The following is a 16317-nucleotide window of genomic DNA, read 5'->3' on the forward strand; positions in this document are numbered from 1 at the left end:
GTTGGTCGGCTGCACTCCGTTCCGGCATCAAAATCCCCGCGCCGCGCGCGAAGCCGACCAACGGTCGGCTCTACCCGGCGTCAGGCCACCTGCACGATGTGCAGCGCCCTCGGGTTGCGCCACTGCGCCAGCAGGGTGGCTTCGCGGGCCTTGGCCGCGTGCAGGTGCGCTTCCTTGACGTGCCCGTAGCCGCGGATGTGCTCGGGGATGCTGGCGATCTCCACCGCCAGCGCCACACGGTCGTCGCTCAGGCCGTCCAGCAGCAGTGCCACGGTCTGTTCGTAGTCGGCGATCAGCTGACGCTCGCCACGGCGTTCTGCAGTACGGCCGAACACATCGAAGGTGCCGCCGCGCAGGAACTTCAGCTTGGCCAGCAGCCCGAATGCCTTGAGCATCCACGGCCCGTATTCCTGCTTGATCAGCCGGCCCTGGTCGTCCTTCTTCGCAAACAGCGGCGGCGCCAGATGGAAGCGCACTTCAAAATCACCCTCGAACTGCTGCTGCAACCGGCGCTGGAACTCGCCGCTGGTGTACAGGCGGGCGACCTCGTACTCGTCCTTGTAGGCCATCAGCTTGAAGTAATAGCGCGCCACGGTCTCGGTCAGCGCGGTGCTGCCGGCCTTGTCCCACTCCACCGCGCGCACCTTCTCCACCAGCGCGCGGTAGCGTGCGGCGTAGGTGCTGTCCTGGTAGTCGGTGAGGAAGCGCACGCGGCGCTCGATCAGCTCATCCAGCGAGCGCGACAGACGCGCGTCGTCCAGCGGCAGGAACGCCACATCGGCGCTGCCGCCGTGGCCGGGCAGGCCGCGCAGCTCGCGCTCGTCCCCGGTATTGCGCGGCGCGGCGTTGGCGCCCCACTCGTTGCCTTCCCACTCGCCCGGCGGCAGGTCGTGCAGCGGGCCCGGCGTGCGCTCGGCATCGGTGTGGCCGTTGCGCACCAGGCCGGCGGCCTGCTGCACCGCCTGCGGGTCCACCGCCGCCAGACGGCCCCAGGCGAAGGCCTGCGTGTTCATCTCGACGGCCGCGCCGTTGAGCTCCACCGCGCGCATCAGCGCCTCGAACGAGATCGGCACCAGCCCCTGCTGCCAGGCAAAGCCAAGGATGAACAGGTTGGCGGCGATCGCGTCACCGAGCAGCGCGGTGGCCAGCTGGGTGGCATCGAGCAGCAGCGGCTCGCGCCCGCCCAGCGCCACGCGGATGCCGGCGATGATGTCGGCAGCGGGGAACTGCATGTCCGGACGGGTGGTAAAGGTGCCCGGCATCGCCTCATAGGTGTTGAGCACCACCTGCGAGCGCTCGGCACGCACCTTGGACAGTGCCCAGTAGTCGTTGACCACCACCATGTCGCAGCCCACCACCAGGTCGGCTTCACCGGCGGCGATGCGCACGGCATGGATGTCTTCGGGGGTGCGGGCAATACGGATATGGGTGGTGACCGCACCGCCCTTCTGGGCCAGGCCGGTCTGGTCGAGCACGCTGGCGCCCTTGCCTTCCAGGTGCCCGGCCATGCCCAGCAGCGCACCGATGGTGACCACGCCGGTGCCACCGACGCCGGTGATCAGGATGTTCCAGGGCTGTTCCAGCGCGGTACGGAAGGTCGGCGCGGGCAGGTTGGCGAGCAGGTCACTGCGCTCGCTGCGCGCACCCTTGCGCGGCTTGCCGCCGTGCACGGTGACGAAGCTGGGGCAGAAACCGGTGGTGCAGCTGTAGTCCTTGTTGCAGTTGGACTGGTCGATGTCGCGCTTGCGCCCGAACTCGGTTTCCTTGGGCAGCACCGACACGCAGAAGCTCTTCTTGCCGCAGTCGCCGCAGCCTTCGCACACCAGCGAATTGACCACCACCCGCTTGGGTGGGTCGACCAGCTTGCCGCGCTTGCGGCGGCGGCGCTTCTCGGTGGCGCAGGTCTGCTCGTAGATCAGGATGCTGGTGCCCTTCACCTGCCGCAGCTGCTTCTGCACCGCGTCCAGCTCGGCGCGGTCGTGGAACTCCACGCCGTCGGGGAACAGCTCGCGCTTGTTCCACTTGCCGATCTCATCGCTGACCAGCACGATCGTCTGCACGCCTTCGGCACGCATCTGGTGGGCGATCTGCGGCACGCTCAGGGTGCCGTCCACCGGCTGGCCGCCGGTCATCGCCACCGCATCGTTGTAGAGAATCTTGTAGGTGATGTTGACGCCGGCGGCGATGGCCTGGCGGATCGCCAGCGAGCCGCTGTGGAAGTAGGTGCCGTCACCGAGGTTCTGGAACACGTGTTCGGTGTCGGTGAACGCCGCCTGCCCGGCCCACGTCACGCCTTCGCCGCCCATGTGGGTGAAGGTGTCGGTGCTGCGGTCCATCCAGGTCACCATGTAATGGCACCCGATGCCGCCCAGCGCACGCGACCCTTCCGGTACACGGGTGGAGGTGTTGTGCGGGCAGCCGGAGCAGTAGTGCGGCACGCGCGGGAAGCTGGCGCGCGGCAGCGCGAGCTCGGCTTCCTTTTCATCCATCCAGCGCAGCCGCTGCTCGATCGATTCGTTGGTGAAGAAACGCTGGATGCGGCGGCCGATCACCCCGGCGATGGTGGCCGGCGTGAGCTCGTTGGTGGACGGCAGGATCCACGCACCCTGCTCGTCGTACTTGCCGACGATGGACGGGCGCGGGCCCGCACTGGCCGGCCAGTTGTAGAACTGTTCCTTCATCTGGCGCTCGATGAAGGCACGCTTCTCCTCCACCACCACGATGTCTTCCAGCCCTTCGGCGAAGCGCGCGATGCCCACCGGTTCCAGCGGCCAGGTCATGCCGACCTTGTACACGCGGATGCCGATGTCGGCGCAGGCCTGTTCGTCCAGTCCCAGGTACTCCAGCGCCTGCAGCACGTCCAGGTAGCTCTTGCCGGTGGTGACGATGCCCAGCCGCGCGCGCGCCGAGTCCATCACGATGCGGTCGATGCCGTTGGCGCGTGCGAACGCCTGGGCCGCCTTCACCGCATACCGGTGCAGGCGCATTTCCTGGTCCAGCGGCGGGTCCGGCCAGCGGATGTTGAGGCCGCCGGCGGGCATGTCGAAGTCCTCCGGCAGCACGATGCGGCGCGCGAACGGATCGACCTCCACCGAGGCCGAGGATTCCACCGTCTCGGCGATGGTCTTGAAGCCGATCCAGCGCCCGGTGTAACGGCTCATCGCCCAGCCGAGCAGGCCCATGTCGAGGATGTCCTGCACGCCGGCCGGGTTCAGCACCGGCATCATCGCGCTGACGAACTCGTCCTCGCTGCCATGCGGCAGGGTCGAACTGCGGCAGGCATGGTCGTCGGCGGCCAGCGCCAGCACGCCACCCAGCGGCGAGGTGCCGGCCGCGTTGGCGTGCTTGAACACGTCGCCGCAGCGGTCCACGCCGGGGCCCTTGCCGTACCACATGCCGTACACGCCCTGGACCTTGGCCCCGGGGAACAGGTTGGTCTGCTGGGTGCCCCAGACCATCGTCGCGCCCAGGTCCTCGTTGAGGCCGGGGGTGAACTTCACCCGTGCCGCCTCCAGGTGCTGCCGCGCCCGCCACAGTTCCAGGTCGAAGCCGCCCAGCGGGCTGCCGCGGTAGCCGCTGATGAAGCCGGCGGTATCCAGCCCGGCGGCCTCGTCGCGCAGCCGCTGCATCAACGGCAGGCGTACCAGCGCCTGCACCCCGCTCAGGTAGATGCGGCCATCGGTACGGGTGTACTTGTGGTCCAGCGTGTAGCCGTCGTCCAGACCGGGCTGGTTGGCGGAGGACGGCGAGGTGAGTTCGGCGGTACTGGTCATGGCTGGCCCGGGAAAGTCGGCTGGCACGGTCGCGCAGGCGCGGCCGGAAAGGCGCGGATTGTAACAGTGGGCCTGTCCAGGCCCGGGACTCGCGCCGGAGCGCTCGCTGCGGTTAGGATCGGGATGGGAGGTTGTTGTGACAACCTGGGGGAGTTTGAATGGCAGTTGCAAGACAGATGCTGGCCGGGCTGTGCCTGGCCGTGGGGGCTTCGGTATTCAACGCAGCGGCGCAGCCGTTGCCGGCACTGCAGGAGTTTTATTTCGACAGCGACAGCGCGGCCGCACCGATGGTAGTGGTGGAAGGGCAGGGCAGCACCCTGGTCGACCAGCTGATGCGGCAGCGCGAACGCGGGCGCAAAGCCCTGGAGGCGACGGTGCAGTTGGCCAGCGTGGCGATGGGCCAGGGCCGCACCGATCTCGGTCGCACCCTGTACCAGGAGGCGCTGGGCAACGCGGCCGCCAGTTCGGTGCCGGGGCGTTCGGTCCGCTGGAACTACGGCTGGGATCTGTTCCGGCTCGGCGAGGTCGAACCGGCGCTGGCACAGTGGTCGGCGGCCCAGGCCGGGCTGCGCGGCAACCCGTCGTGGGCGCCGCCGACCTATGCGCTGGCACTGTGGACGCTGGGTCGCAAGGACGAGGCGGTGCAGTGGTACGCCGCCGCGGTGCGCACCGAACCGCAGCTGTGGAGCAGCAACGCGCGCTTCGCCGAGCTGCTGCCGGCCTGGCGCGACAACGAGCGGGCGGTGCTGGTGGAGATCCAGCAGGCGTGGGCGGCCAAACCGCCCACCTGGCCGTAGGCCACGCCTGGGGCCGGTGCGCGGGGGCGCACCGGCCCTACGACCATCGTCGAGGCTGAATACGCGGGCACATCGGCTAGGCTGCGCCGATGGCTTTCGATGCATTCGCCCTGATCCTGACCATGCTCGGCCTGGGCATGGCGTTCTCGCGCCTGCGCGCGCTGCCGGACAACACCGCCGATGTGCTCAACCGCATCGTGCTGTACGTGTGCCTGCCCGCAGCGGTGCTGATCTACGTACCGCGCCTGCGGCTCGACGCCAGCCTGGTCGGGCTGATGGCCACGCCGTGGCTGCTGATGCTGGCGACCTGGGTGCTGGTGTCGCTGGCCACACGGGTGTTCGGCTTTGCCCGCGACGTGCACGCGGTGCTGCTGATCTGCGTGGCGCTGGCCAACTCCAGTTTCATCGGCTATCCGATGGTGCGTGCCCTGCTGGGCGACGCCGCGCTGCCGTATGCGGTGGTCTACGACCAGTTCGGCACCTTCGTGCTGCTCTCCACCTTCGGCCTGTACGTGATCGCGCGCTACAGCGGCGACCGGCCGCCCACCGCGGCACAGGTGCTGCTGCGGATCGCCCGCTTCCCGCCGTTGTGGGCGCTGGTGTTCGCTCTGCTGCTGATGCCGGCGCAGCCGCCGGCGTGGATTGCCACCGGCCTCAAGCAGCTGGCCGATGCGATGCTGCCGCTGGTGATGCTGGCGGTGGGGTTCTCGATCCAGCTGCGGCTGTCGCGGGCCGAACTCGCGCCGCTGGGCATCGGCCTGCTGCTCAAGCTGGTGGTCATGCCTGCGCTGGCGCTGCCGATCGCCTGGGCGTTCGGCCTGCAGGGCGCGATGCTGCAGGTCAACGTGCTCGAATCGGCGATGCCGACCATGATCACCGCCGCCGCGCTGGCGATCGCGCACCGGCTGGCGCCCCGCCTGGCGGCGGCGATGGTCGGTTACGGCATCGTGCTGTCGCTGGCGACCCTGCCGGCGTGGGTCGGGGTGCTGCGGGCGCTGCGATAGGCGCCCCGCCGTGCTACCCGTCGGCGTTGACGGTGCGGCCCTTGGCCCACTCGCGCAGGGCGCTCACCTGCTCGGCCATCAGCACCGACAACGGCCGGCTGCCGCGGATCTCGCCCATCAGCAGGTCGGTGTCCAGGCTGCGCTCTTCGGCGTGCGCGGCGTACAGGCCGGCGACGATGGCCTGCTCGATCTCCGCACCCGAGAACCCCTCGGCGGCGGCGGCCAACGCCGGCAGGGCGAAATCGTCCGCGTTGAGCTGGCGTCGCCCCAGGTGCAGGCGCAACAGCTCCACCCGCGTGTTGGCATCGGGCAGGTCGATGAAGAAGATCTCGTCGAAGCGGCCCTTGCGCAGCAGCTCGGCCGGCAGTTCATGCACCTGGTTGGCGGTGGCCACGATGAACACCGTGGACTTGCGCTCGGCCAGCCAGGTCAGCAGATGGCCCAGCACCCGTCGCGATACGCCGCCGTCCTCGCCACCGCTGGCCAGGCCCTTCTCGATCTCGTCGATCCACAGCACGCATGGGGCCAGCTGCTCGGCCGAGGCCAGCGCGTCGCGCAGGTTCTTCTCGGTTTCGCCGTGGTACTTGTCGTACAGGCTGCCGAAGTCCAGGCGCAGCAGCGGCACGCCGAAGCCGGCCGCCGTGGCCTTGGCCAGCATCGACTTGCCGCAGCCCTGCACGCCGAGCAGCAGCATGCCCTTGGGCGGGTCCAGCCCGGCCGGGCCGGTGCCGCCGAGGAACACCGGGCGGCGCTGGTTGACCCAGCGCTTGAGCCGGTTGGCCCCGGCCACGTCGGCGAAGCGGGTGGTGTCGTATTCGTAGTGCAGGTGCCCGGCGCGGTTGAGCAGGTCGAACTTCAATCGCGCCAGCTGCGGCAGGTCGTCCTGGCTGAGCGCGCCATCGGCGAAGATCAGCTGCCGGGCGATGCGCCGGGCATCGACCATGCTCAGCCCGCGCAGGTTGTGCAGGATCTTCTTGACCGCCTCGTTGTCCACCTCGACGCGGCGTCCGCCATTCTCGCGGGCATACGCCTCGGCTTCCTCGCGCAGCATTTTCAGCAGTGCGTTGAGGTCGGGCAGGCGCGGGTTGAAACGCGTCGCCAGGGCTTCCAGCTCGGCCGGCAGCTCGACCTTGGCCCCGATCAGCACCAGCACGTGGGCCTGGCAGTTGCGCCGCTGGATCAGGTCGCGCAACGCGCGCTGGTGGCTGGCGTAGCCCAGGTAGGGATGGAAATCGAGCAGCAGGTAGATGCCGCGCTGTTCGGCCTGGCGGATCATCTGCAGCGCCGAGCTGGCATCGGGCGGCCCGACCGGATCGTCCTCGCGGTCCATGTCGATGCGGCGCAGGCCCTCGGTGATCGACCAGCGGTGCAGCGCACGCCAGACGTGCATCAGGGTCTGGCGGAACAGCTCCACCACGCGCCCTTCGTCCTGGGTCTCGATGATGATCAGCGGGGTGTTGGCGCGGATCAGCGCGCTGAGGTCCTGTAACTCGCTCATGCCGGGGTGCAGTCCATTGGATCGGCAACGATAGCAAAGCGCCGCGACCTGCACGGGGTTCAGCCGCGCGACTATCACCGTCACGGACGGCGGTGTACGCTGCGGCGACGTTTCCCGGAAGCGAGGCTTGCATGAAGACGATCCTGGTGGCCGGTTCCAAGGGCGGGGTGGGCAAGACCACCGTCGCCACCCACCTGGCGGCGCATTCGGCATTGGAAGGCACGCGGACCGTTCTGGCCGATGCCGACCCGCAGGGCTCCAGCACCCGCTGGGCGCAGCGCCGCTCGGTGCTGGAAAGCGCCGTGCTGCCGATCGACGTGTATCGCAAGAAGCAGTGGGAGCGGCTGCTCCCGGACGGCACCGAGCAGGTCATCATCGATGCCCCGGCCGGCGCCCTGGCCGATGATCTGTCGCATTTCCTGGACGTGGCCGACGCCGTGGTGGTGCCGGTCCTGCCCTCCGCGCTGGACATCGAAGCCATCGTCGGCTTCCTCAACAGCCTGTCGCGGGTGCCCCGCGTGCACAACCGGAGCCTGCCGGTGGGTCTGGTGCTCAACCGCACCAAACCGTGGACGCAGACCTCCCAGCAGGCCGTCCAGATGTTGTCCGAATGGCCCTACGAGGTGGTCGCGCAGTTGCGCGACAGCCAAAGCTATGTGGTGATGGTCGGGTTGGGGCGGAGTCTGTTCGACTACCGCTCGGCCCAGGTGCGCGAGCACCAGAGTGACTGGGAGCCGCTGTTGAAGTGGCTGAAGAACGCCTGATACGGAAGAGATCCCATGCGAGAACTGATTCTGCTGCGCCATGCCCATGCCGAAGCCGCCAGCACCGGCCAGGCCGACCTGGACCGCCCGCTGTCGCCGGTCGGGCTGGCCGAAGCCGAGGCCGCCGGCCGTTGGCTCAAGGAAAACAACCTGCTGCCGGACTGCGTGCTGTGCTCGCCGGCCCGCCGCACCCGTGAGACCCTCGAAGCGGTGCTGGGCGTGACCGGCTTCGTGGAGAAGCGGCTGGAAGATGCCGTATACGACGCCACCCCGGGCACGTTGGCCGGGTTGATCGATGACCGGCGTGAGGTCGACCGGCTGCTCGTGGTCGGGCACAACCCCGGCCTGGAACGCCTGGTGGCCCTGATGAGCGAGGGCAGCACCAGCGATTACCGGGGCATGCCGCCGGCCGGGATCGCGGTGCTTGCCTTCGACCGCGAGGCCTCCATCGAACCCGGCGTCGCGCGCCTGACCGCCTTCTGGTGGCCGTAACCGGTGGCGGTAGTGCGCACCGTACTGGGCTGGCTGGCCCTGCTGGCCGCCGGGGTTGCCTGTGCCGAGCCGCCGGCACCGGTGCCGGTGGCCCGCTCGCTGGCGCTGGACACGGCCCAGTCACGGTTCGGGTTCGAGATCCGTTCCCGGCTGGGGCAGCGCATCGAGGGTGTGTTCCCGCGCTTTGAAGGGCGCATCGAGGTGCTGTCCGACGGCCGCCACCAGGTCCACCTGCGGATGTTCACCCGCTATGTGGAGATCCCCGGCAAGCCGCGTTACACCGGCTGGATGCGCGGCGACGAGTTCTTCGATGCCGACCGCTACCCGGTGGTGGAGTTCGACTCGGTGCCGTACTGGCCCGAGGTGGTCGACAAGGGCGGGGTCATCGAGGGCCGGTTGATCCTGCGCGGGGTCAGCCACCCGGAGACCCTGCGCGTGGAAAAGGCCGAATGCCCCCGGGCCGGGTATGATTGCGACGTGGTCAGCCGCGGCAACGTCCAACGTGGCCGCTATGGCATGGACAGTTGGCAGCTAGCCCTGAGTGATCGAGTGACCTTTGTATTGCGAGCGCGTCTGAGCGAGGCGCCGAAACCGTGAATCTATTGCTGCGTCTTGGATTGCTGGCAACCCTGTTGCTGGCCGGCGGCTGTGCGTCGCTGTCCAACGCGGAGCGCGACCGCGCGGCCGGCATTGCCGTGCAGGCTCGGTCCACGGTGGTGGACTGCGACCGCCCCGACCGCTGCGCGCTGGATTCGCCGCTGCGCGCGCTGGGCGGGCGGGCCTTCACCGAGTCCCTGCCCGATGCACCGCGCCACTACGCCACCATCGTCGACGAGGGCGAGGCCTCGCTGGTGGCGCGCCTGAATCTGATCCGCAGCGCCTCGCGCAGCATCGACCTGCAGACCTACATCTTCGACAAGGACGACAGCGCCCGGCTGATCCTGGACGAACTGCTGGGCGCAGCGCGGCGCGGGGTCAAGGTGCGGGTGCTGATCGACCAGCTCTCGGCGATCTCCGACCTGGAGATCCTCGGCGCGCTTGCCGGCAGCCACCAGAATTTCGAGCTGCGCGTCTACAACCCGACCTTCGGCAAGGCGCGGCTGAACTACTTCGACTACGCCGGCAGCGTGCTGTGCTGCTTCCGGCGCTTCAACCAGCGCATGCACAACAAGCTGCTGGTGGTGGACGACGCGCTGGGCATGGTCGGCGGGCGCAACTACCAGGACGACTATTACGACTGGGACGCCGAGTACAACTTCCGCGACCGCGACGTGGTGGTCGCCGGCCCCGAGGTGCGCGAGATGGCGGCCAACTTCGACGCGTTCTGGCGCGCGCCGCGCAGCGTGCCGGCCGAGCGCCTGAACGATGTCGGCCGCACCCTGCTGCGGCAGGGCGTGCCGGCGATGCCGCCGACCGATTTCCGGCGCCCGGAGCGGGTTGCGCGGGTGAGTGCCGAAGCCGACGACCCGGCTTTCATCGCGCGCACGTTCGTCGACACCGCGCTGCCGGTGGCGTCGGTCCAGTACGTGGCCGACCTGCCGCGCAAGCACCGCCGCGAACGCGCCAGCCAACCGGCCAACGGGCAGCATGTCACCGAGCCGCAGCTGGATGCGCTGATTGCCGGCGCCCAGTCCGAAGTGCTGCTGCAGACGCCGTACCTGGTGCTGTCCAAGCCGGCCCGCAACCTGTTCCGCGAGCTGCGCAAGCGGCCGCAGGCGCCGCGCATCGTGGTGTCCACCAACAGCCTGGCCGCCACCGACAACCCGATCGTGTACGCGCTGTCCTACAAGTACAAACGCCGCAACCTGCGCGAGCTGGGCTTCAACATCTACGAATTCAAACCGTTCCCGCTGGATGCGCCGGTGGACTACCGCAACCTGTTGCCGGCGCCGCTGGGCGAAGCCACGCCCGGTGAAGGCCGGCGCAGCAGTCTGATCGGCGGCAGCGCGGCCGGCAGCAACGCACGCGGTGGCAGCAGCGGCAGCAGCAATAGCAATAGCAGCAGTGAACGCAGCATCACCGCGCGACGGACCGGCACCCGCGACAGCAGCCCGAGCGGCCGCCGCCGCGGCACCGATGGCAGCGAGGTCGAGCGCCGCGTGCTGCGCGCCGAAACGCGCCCTTCGTTCCTGGGTACCAAGGCGGTCAACAAGCCGCTGCCGGTCACCCGCACCGGCGCGCGCATGGGGCTGCATGCCAAGTCGATGGTGGTGGACCGCCGCATCGGCGTGATCGGCACGCACAACTTCGACCCGCGCAGCGAGAACTACAACACCGAAGGCGCGGTGATCATCGACGACCCGGTGTTCGCCGAACAGCTGGCCCAGAGCATCCTGCGCGACATCGACCCCAAGAACTCCTGGACGGTGGCACCGCGCGCCAAGCCGCCGGTGCTGTCCGGCCTGAACTACAGCGTCGGCAAGGCCTCCGAGGCACTGCCCGTGCTGGATTTCTGGCCGTGGCGCTACGCCACCGACTACGAGTTCCAGCCCGGCCCGGACTGCCCGCAGCCGCTGCCCCGCCAGGATGCCAACTTCCACGCGTGCTACACCGCCGTGGGCGACTTCCCCGAGGTCAACGTCGGCCCGAAGTGGCTGCTGGTGCGCATGCTCACCGCGTTCGGCGCGGGGCTGGTACCGATTCTTTGAACGCTTACGTCTGACGGAGACACGGCATGACCCAGGTATTCCGCGAAGCGGTGTCCATTGAGGCACTCAACGCACTGAGCCGCAACACCCTCATCGAGCATCTGGGCATCGTGTTCACCGCCGCCGGCGACGACTGGGTCAGCGCCACCATGCCGGTGGACGAACGCACCCGCCAGCCGTACGGCATCCTGCATGGCGGCGCCTCGGTGGTGCTGGCCGAAACCCTCGGCAGCAGCGCCGGCAATCTGTGCGTGGACACCACCCAGCAGGTCTGCGTCGGCCTGGAGATCAATGCCAACCACATCCGTGCAATGCGCGGCGGCCTCGTCACCGGCACCGCGCGTGCGGTGCATGTCGGGCGCAGCACGCACGTATGGGACATCCGCATCGAAGACGACGCGGGTCGCCTGGTGTGCACCTCGCGGCTGACCCTGGCCGTGGTGCCGGCGGTGCGCCCGGGCTGATCGCACGCACCGTGCGGATGCTGTGTTGCGCCGGCCGGCTCAGTGCGCCGGCGCACTGATGGCGCGGGCGTTGTGCCGTGGATGGGCGATGGCTTGACCGCGCCCGGCGGCTGGCCCCGGCTTGCCATCGATTTGACCGCTGCACGCTGGCAGAGCCTGCGGCGCTCGGGTATCGTTCGCGGATGACTTCCCCCACCCCGGCCCCACGTGGCGGCGTGGCGCGTGTGTGCCGCTACCTGTACCGCGTACCGCTGCTGCTGGTCCACCTGTTGCTGTTCCTGCCGCTGACCCTGATCGGCATGCTGCCGCCGTGGGGGCGCGTGCGCGTGGGCGGCCGTCCGCTGGAACATGCGGTGGTCAATGCCTGGTCCGGCGGCCTGATGTGGATCTTCGGCTTCCGCACGCGCCGCATCGGGGAACCGTTGCCGGGCGCGGTGCTGTTCGTGGCCAACCACGTCAGCTGGGTCGATATTTCCATGCTGCACAGCCAGCGCATGATGGGCTTTGTGGCCAAGCGCGAAATCGCCGGGTGGCCGGTGGTCGGCTGGCTCGCCGCACGCGGCCAGACCATCTTCCACCAGCGCGGCAGCACCGAGTCGCTGGGCGGGGTGATGCAGGCGATGGCGGTCCGGCTGCGCGAGGGCCACGCCGTCGGTGTGTTCCCCGAAGGCCGCACCCGCGGCGGCCATGATGTCGGGCCGTTCCATGCGCGCATCTTCCAGGCTGCAGTCGAAACCCAGGTGCCGGTGCAGCCGGTGGCGCTGCGCTACGGCCGCCACGGCGATGCGCAGACGATTGTCGCCTTCGGCCCGGGCGAGAGTTTCTTCGCCAACTTTCTGCGCCTGCTGGGCGAACCCGCACGCCGGGCCGAGGTGCATTTCCTCGCGCCCATCGACACCCATGATCTGGACGGCCGTCGCCGCATCGCCGAAACCTCGCGTGCGCGCATCCTGGCGGCCATGACTGCCGAGTAGGGCGATGGCGCTTCTTCACGCGCCAGCGTCGGATGCCGGAGCAGGCTCGCGCCCATGTTGACCGCTGCCGACTACCGTCCGCCGCGTTGGCTGCGCAATCCGCACCTGCAGTCGATGCTCAGTTCCAGCCGCATGCGCATGCAACGCGGCCTGATGCTGCTGGCCGCGACCGGGGCGGTGACCGAAGAACTGATCCTGGATGGCGGCGAAGGCGTGCGCCTGCAGGGCTGGCACAGCCGCATCGACGACCGCGAGCCGGTCGGCATGGCGCTGCTGCTGCACGGGTGGGAAGGCAGTGCCGAGTCGAGCTACATGCGCATGACCGCCGCGCGCATGCTCGAGGAAGGGTACGACGTGGTGCGGCTGAACTTCCGCGACCACGGCAATACCCATCACCTCAATCCCGGCATCTTCCACTCCAACCGCATCGATGAAGTGGTGCAGGCCGCCGGCGACATCGCACGGCGCTGGCCTTCCCTGCCGCTGGTGGCGGCAGGCTACTCGCTGGGCGGCAACTTCGTGCTGCGCCTGGCGCTGCGTGCGCCCTCGGCGGGCGTGCCGCTGCGGCGCGTGGCCTCGGTCTGCCCGGTGCTGGACCCGGCGATCACGATGGAAAGCATCGAGAACGGCCCGGCGATGTACGACTGGTATTTCCGGCGCAAATGGGCCGGTTCGCTGCGCCGCAAGCGCGACCTGTTCCCCGAACTGAGCGACTGGGATGACCGCGTGCTCAAGCTGGACATCCGCGCACTGACCGCGTGGCTGGTCGAGCACCACACCGATTTCGGCTCGCTGCAGGCGTACTTCGACGGCTACTCCATTGCCGGCGACCGCCTGGCCGGGCTGGAAGTGCCGGCCGACATCCTGATGGCGCAGGACGACCCGGTGATCCCGTTCGCCACCTTCAACGGCTGGCGCCTGCCGGCCCACGCCCACCTGGAAATCGCCCCGTGGGGCGGCCATTGCGGCTTCCTGGAGAACTGGCGCGGCGATGGCTTCTCCGAGCGCTGGGTCGCCCAGCGCCTGCGTCTGGAAGCGCTGCCGCGCTGAGCCCGGAACCGGCCGATCGCCCGGAATGTCGGCAGCGACCCCGGTGCGACCCTACAATCGGGGTTTGACCCCAAGCTGGACCGTCATGCAAGACAAGATCATTCAAGCCCTGCGCCGCAACGCGGTGGACGATGCCGTGCAGCTGGCCCGCGAGTGGACCGCGGCCGAACCGACGCAGCCGCAGGCCCATCGCCTGCTGGCCCTGGCCCTGCAGCAGCAGGATCAGCTCGAACCGGCCCTGGAAAGCCTGCAGCAGGCGCTGGCGCTGGCCCCGGACGATGCCGACCTGCACCTGATGCAGGCCGGCCTGTTGATGGCCCTGCGTCAGTTCGAGGCGGCCGGCTCGGCGCTGGACCGCACCGCCGCGCTCAACCCCAACGAACTGTCGGCCTACCTGATGCAGGCCCACCTGGCGCTGGGCCGCAACGATGTGGACGAAGCCGAGCGCCTGGCGCGCCTGGCCGGTCGCATCGAGGAAGACCACCCCGAACTGGCCGCCATCAACGGCATGGTGGCGCTGCGCCGTGGCGAGGGCGACCGGGCACTGGCCCTGCTGTCGTCCGCCAGCGAAGCCATGCCGGGCGACTCGCGCGTGTTGTATGCGCTGGGCTTTGCCTACCTCGGCAAGGACATGCTGGCCTTCGCCGAACAGGCGTTCCGCCGCGTACTCGAACTCAACCCCACGCTGACCACGCTGCAGGGCCTGGTCGTGCAGCTGGCCCTGCGCCAGGGCCACGTGGACAGCGCCGCGGCGATGATGGGCCCGATGCTGGCCGCCCCGGGCGGCGACAGCGTGGCCATGCGCCGCCTGGCCGGCGAGCTGGCGCTGCAGTCCGGGCAACCGCTGCAGGCGCTGGAGCACCTGCTGCCCGCACTGGAGCAGGCCCCCTCGGACCGCCAGGTGCTGCAGCTGCTGCTGATGTGCTGGCAGCGCCTGGGCCGCGAACAGCAGGCCCGCGAGCACCTGGACACCGTGCTGGAATCGCACCCGGAGGTGCACGACCTGTGGCTGGCACGCCTGTCGGTGGAGACGGTGGGCAGCGATGAGGCCGTGGCGGTCACCGAACGCTGGCTGCAGGCGATGCCGGTGCATCTGCCGGCGCTGGAAACGCGCATGCGCCTGCACGACATGGCCAAGGACGGGGACGGTGCCGAGGCGGTTGCCCGCCGCATCGTCGCGATCGAACCCGGCCGTGCCAGCGGCGAGACCCGCATCGTCGAAGCGCTGCTGAAGCGCGATCCGGCCGCCGCCGTGGTGCATGTCCAGCAGTTCATCGAACAGGCCCCGGCCGAGGCCCGCGACGGCCTGCGGTCGTGGCTGGGGGCGGTGCAGGACCGTGCCGGCCAGCACCGCGACGCGCTCGACACCTGGCTGGGCGTGCACGCGGCGCAGTCGCCGCAGCGCCTGCCGCTGCCGCCGCAGGCCAAGGCGCCGCTGAGCTGGCCGGAGCTGGCGCCGGTTGCCGACGATGTCAGCGCCCGCCCGATGTTCGTGTGGGGCGCCCCGGGCTCGGGCGTGGAGCGGGTGGTTGCCGGCATCGCCGCGGCCAGCCCGGTGCTGCGCGGCGACCGGTTCGGCCCGACCCCGCCCGATGATGCCTTCCAGAGCTACCACACGCTGCAGGACCTCTCGACCGGCAAGCTGAGCCCGGAGCGCCTGGTGGAGCAGTGGCGCGAAACCCTGGCCACGCGCGGCCTGGCCGATGGCACCGTGATCGACTGGCTGCTGTGGTGGGACAACGCCCTGCTGTGGGCACTGCGCCCGCAGCTGCCGGAGGGTCGCCTGCTGGTGGCGCTGCGCGATCCGCGCGACATGCTGCTGGACTGGATGGCCTTCGGCGCCCCGGCACCGTTCGCGGTGCAGTCGCTCAACGAGGCGGCCGAATGGCTGGCCCGCGCACTGGCCCAGGTGGCCACGCTGCATGAGCAGAGCCTGTACCCGCATGTGCTGCTGCGCATCGACGACATCGGCAACGATGCCGGCGCGATGGCGCACCGCCTGGAAACCCTGTTCGGCGTGCGCTTCCCGCCGGCCGATACGCTCGGCCCGGCACGCCTGCCGGCCGGCCACTGGCGCCACTACCGCGACATCATGGCCAGCGCGTTCGCCCTGCTCACCCCGGTGGCGGTGCGTCTGGGTTACCCGGAAGAGTGAGGACGGACACATGCATCTGACCAGCAACAGCCTGATCAACGGCCAGCCGATCGCCGCGACCTTCGCGGCGGGTGACGCCGACGGTTTCGCCGGCAACCGCAACCCGCACCTGGCCTGGGACGACGTCCCGGCCGGCACGCGCGCGTTCGCACTGCTGTGCATCGACCCGGACGTGCCGACCGTGCCGGAAACGGTCGGCCGCACCGACTGCACCGTGCCGCGCGACCAGCCGCGCGGCGACTTCACCCACTGGGCGATGGCCGACATCCCCGCCGACGTGCGTGAGCTTGCCGAGGGCAGCTGCAGCGACGGGTTCACCGTGAAGGGCAAGGTCGCCCCGGCCGGTCCGCACGGCGCACGCCAGGGCCTGAACGACTTCACCGGCTGGTTTGCCGGCAACCCGGACATGGCCGGGCAGTACCTGGGCTACGACGGCCCGTACCCGCCGTTCAACGACGAGCGCGTGCACCGGTATTTCTTCCGCGTGTTCGCGCTGGACGTGGCCCAGCTCACGCTGCCCACCCCGTTCACCGCCGCCGATGTGCACCGTGCGATGCAGGGTCACATCCTGGCCGAAGCGGCGCTGCACGGGACCTACACGCTCAATCCCGCCCTGGCCTGACGGCCGGGGCGGTGGGGGGGGGGGGGGGGGGGTGCAACCAGCATCCCCCCCTTTCCCCTCCTCCCTTTTGCCCAAA

13 protein-coding genes are annotated in these 16317 nt (G+C 69.7%); 11 read left to right on the forward strand and 2 right to left on the reverse strand.

Going from position 1 to position 16317, the window contains the following annotated elements:
* Positions 1 to 80: 80 nt before the first annotated feature.
* Positions 81 to 3773, reverse strand: coding sequence for an indolepyruvate ferredoxin oxidoreductase family protein (locus tag ACO6VK_RS15785; RefSeq protein ID WP_422508748.1), 3693 nt, complete (start codon positions 3771 to 3773; stop codon positions 81 to 83).
* 158 nt (positions 3774 to 3931) lie between these two features.
* Here ACO6VK_RS15785 and ACO6VK_RS15790 point away from each other — a divergent pair, with 158 nt between their 5' ends.
* Together ACO6VK_RS15790 and ACO6VK_RS15795 are read left to right on the forward strand one after the other, a co-directional pair.
* On the forward strand, positions 3932 to 4570 hold the full coding sequence (locus tag ACO6VK_RS15790; protein ID WP_422508750.1) for a tetratricopeptide repeat protein: 639 nt from the start codon (positions 3932 to 3934) through the stop codon (positions 4568 to 4570).
* Between the two features lie 89 nt (positions 4571 to 4659).
* Positions 4660 to 5574 carry an AEC family transporter gene (locus ACO6VK_RS15795; RefSeq protein ID WP_422508752.1) on the forward strand — a complete coding sequence of 305 codons (915 nt, stop codon included), beginning with the start codon at positions 4660 to 4662 and terminating at the stop codon, positions 5572 to 5574.
* A gap of 13 nt (positions 5575 to 5587) precedes the next feature.
* Here ACO6VK_RS15795 and ACO6VK_RS15800 read toward each other — a convergent pair whose 3' ends face one another.
* A complete protein-coding gene (locus ACO6VK_RS15800; protein ID WP_422508754.1) occupies positions 5588 to 7072 on the reverse strand; it encodes an AAA family ATPase in 1485 nt (494 codons plus the stop codon).
* A 131-nt stretch (positions 7073 to 7203) separates the two neighbouring features.
* Between ACO6VK_RS15800 and ACO6VK_RS15805 the strand changes: the two genes are divergently transcribed.
* From ACO6VK_RS15805 to ACO6VK_RS15845, 9 genes are all read left to right on the forward strand, one after another.
* Positions 7204 to 7836 carry a ParA family protein gene (locus ACO6VK_RS15805; RefSeq protein ID WP_422508756.1) on the forward strand — a complete coding sequence of 211 codons (633 nt, stop codon included), beginning with the start codon at positions 7204 to 7206 and terminating at the stop codon, positions 7834 to 7836.
* A 15-nt stretch (positions 7837 to 7851) separates the two neighbouring features.
* The gene (locus ACO6VK_RS15810) at positions 7852 to 8328 is read left to right on the forward strand and encodes a SixA phosphatase family protein (protein WP_422508758.1); all 477 of its coding nucleotides are present in this window, start codon (positions 7852 to 7854) and stop codon (positions 8326 to 8328) included.
* A gap of 42 nt (positions 8329 to 8370) precedes the next feature.
* Positions 8371 to 8925 carry a YceI family protein gene (locus ACO6VK_RS15815; protein ID WP_422508771.1) on the forward strand — a complete coding sequence of 185 codons (555 nt, stop codon included), beginning with the start codon at positions 8371 to 8373 and terminating at the stop codon, positions 8923 to 8925.
* A complete protein-coding gene (locus ACO6VK_RS15820; protein WP_422508760.1) occupies positions 8922 to 10976 on the forward strand; it encodes a phospholipase D family protein in 2055 nt (684 codons plus the stop codon). Before ACO6VK_RS15815 ends, ACO6VK_RS15820 begins: the two co-directional genes overlap by 4 nt.
* A gap of 26 nt (positions 10977 to 11002) precedes the next feature.
* A complete protein-coding gene (locus ACO6VK_RS15825) occupies positions 11003 to 11440 on the forward strand; it encodes a hotdog fold thioesterase (RefSeq protein ID WP_422508763.1) in 438 nt (145 codons plus the stop codon).
* Positions 11441 to 11622: 182 nt separating this feature from the next.
* Positions 11623 to 12414, forward strand: coding sequence for a lysophospholipid acyltransferase family protein (locus ACO6VK_RS15830; RefSeq protein ID WP_422508765.1), 792 nt, complete (start codon positions 11623 to 11625; stop codon positions 12412 to 12414).
* 57 nt (positions 12415 to 12471) lie between these two features.
* Positions 12472 to 13464 (forward strand): YheT family hydrolase, encoded by a 993-nt coding sequence (locus ACO6VK_RS15835; protein WP_026070676.1) that lies wholly within the window; start codon positions 12472 to 12474, stop codon positions 13462 to 13464.
* Between the two features lie 85 nt (positions 13465 to 13549).
* Complete coding sequence (locus ACO6VK_RS15840; protein ID WP_422508767.1) at positions 13550 to 15619, forward strand: tetratricopeptide repeat protein; 2070 nt, start codon at positions 13550 to 13552, stop codon at positions 15617 to 15619.
* A 10-nt stretch (positions 15620 to 15629) separates the two neighbouring features.
* The gene (locus ACO6VK_RS15845; RefSeq protein ID WP_422508769.1) at positions 15630 to 16241 is read left to right on the forward strand and encodes a YbhB/YbcL family Raf kinase inhibitor-like protein; all 612 of its coding nucleotides are present in this window, start codon (positions 15630 to 15632) and stop codon (positions 16239 to 16241) included.
* Positions 16242 to 16317: the final 76 nt, after the last annotated feature.

Origin of the sequence: Stenotrophomonas sp. GZD-301 (assembly GCF_049310345.1) — a bacterium.
Taxonomy (GTDB): Bacteria; Pseudomonadota; Gammaproteobacteria; order Xanthomonadales; family Xanthomonadaceae; genus Stenotrophomonas.

Coding starts and splice junctions, on each gene's coding strand:
- ACO6VK_RS15790 (WP_422508750.1), top strand. CDS start 3,932: ATGGCAGTTGCAAGACAGATGCTGGCCGGGCTGTGCCTGGCCGTGGGG.
- ACO6VK_RS15810 (WP_422508758.1), top strand. CDS start 7,852: ATGCGAGAACTGATTCTGCTGCGCCATGCCCATGCCGAAGCCGCCAGC.
- ACO6VK_RS15795 (WP_422508752.1), top strand. CDS start 4,660: ATGGCTTTCGATGCATTCGCCCTGATCCTGACCATGCTCGGCCTGGGC.
- ACO6VK_RS15830 (WP_422508765.1), top strand. CDS start 11,623: ATGACTTCCCCCACCCCGGCCCCACGTGGCGGCGTGGCGCGTGTGTGC.
- ACO6VK_RS15785 (WP_422508748.1), bottom strand. CDS start 3,773: ATGACCAGTACCGCCGAACTCACCTCGCCGTCCTCCGCCAACCAGCCC.
- ACO6VK_RS15840 (WP_422508767.1), top strand. CDS start 13,550: ATGCAAGACAAGATCATTCAAGCCCTGCGCCGCAACGCGGTGGACGAT.
- ACO6VK_RS15800 (WP_422508754.1), bottom strand. CDS start 7,072: ATGAGCGAGTTACAGGACCTCAGCGCGCTGATCCGCGCCAACACCCCG.
- ACO6VK_RS15845 (WP_422508769.1), top strand. CDS start 15,630: ATGCATCTGACCAGCAACAGCCTGATCAACGGCCAGCCGATCGCCGCG.
- ACO6VK_RS15825 (WP_422508763.1), top strand. CDS start 11,003: ATGACCCAGGTATTCCGCGAAGCGGTGTCCATTGAGGCACTCAACGCA.
- ACO6VK_RS15805 (WP_422508756.1), top strand. CDS start 7,204: ATGAAGACGATCCTGGTGGCCGGTTCCAAGGGCGGGGTGGGCAAGACC.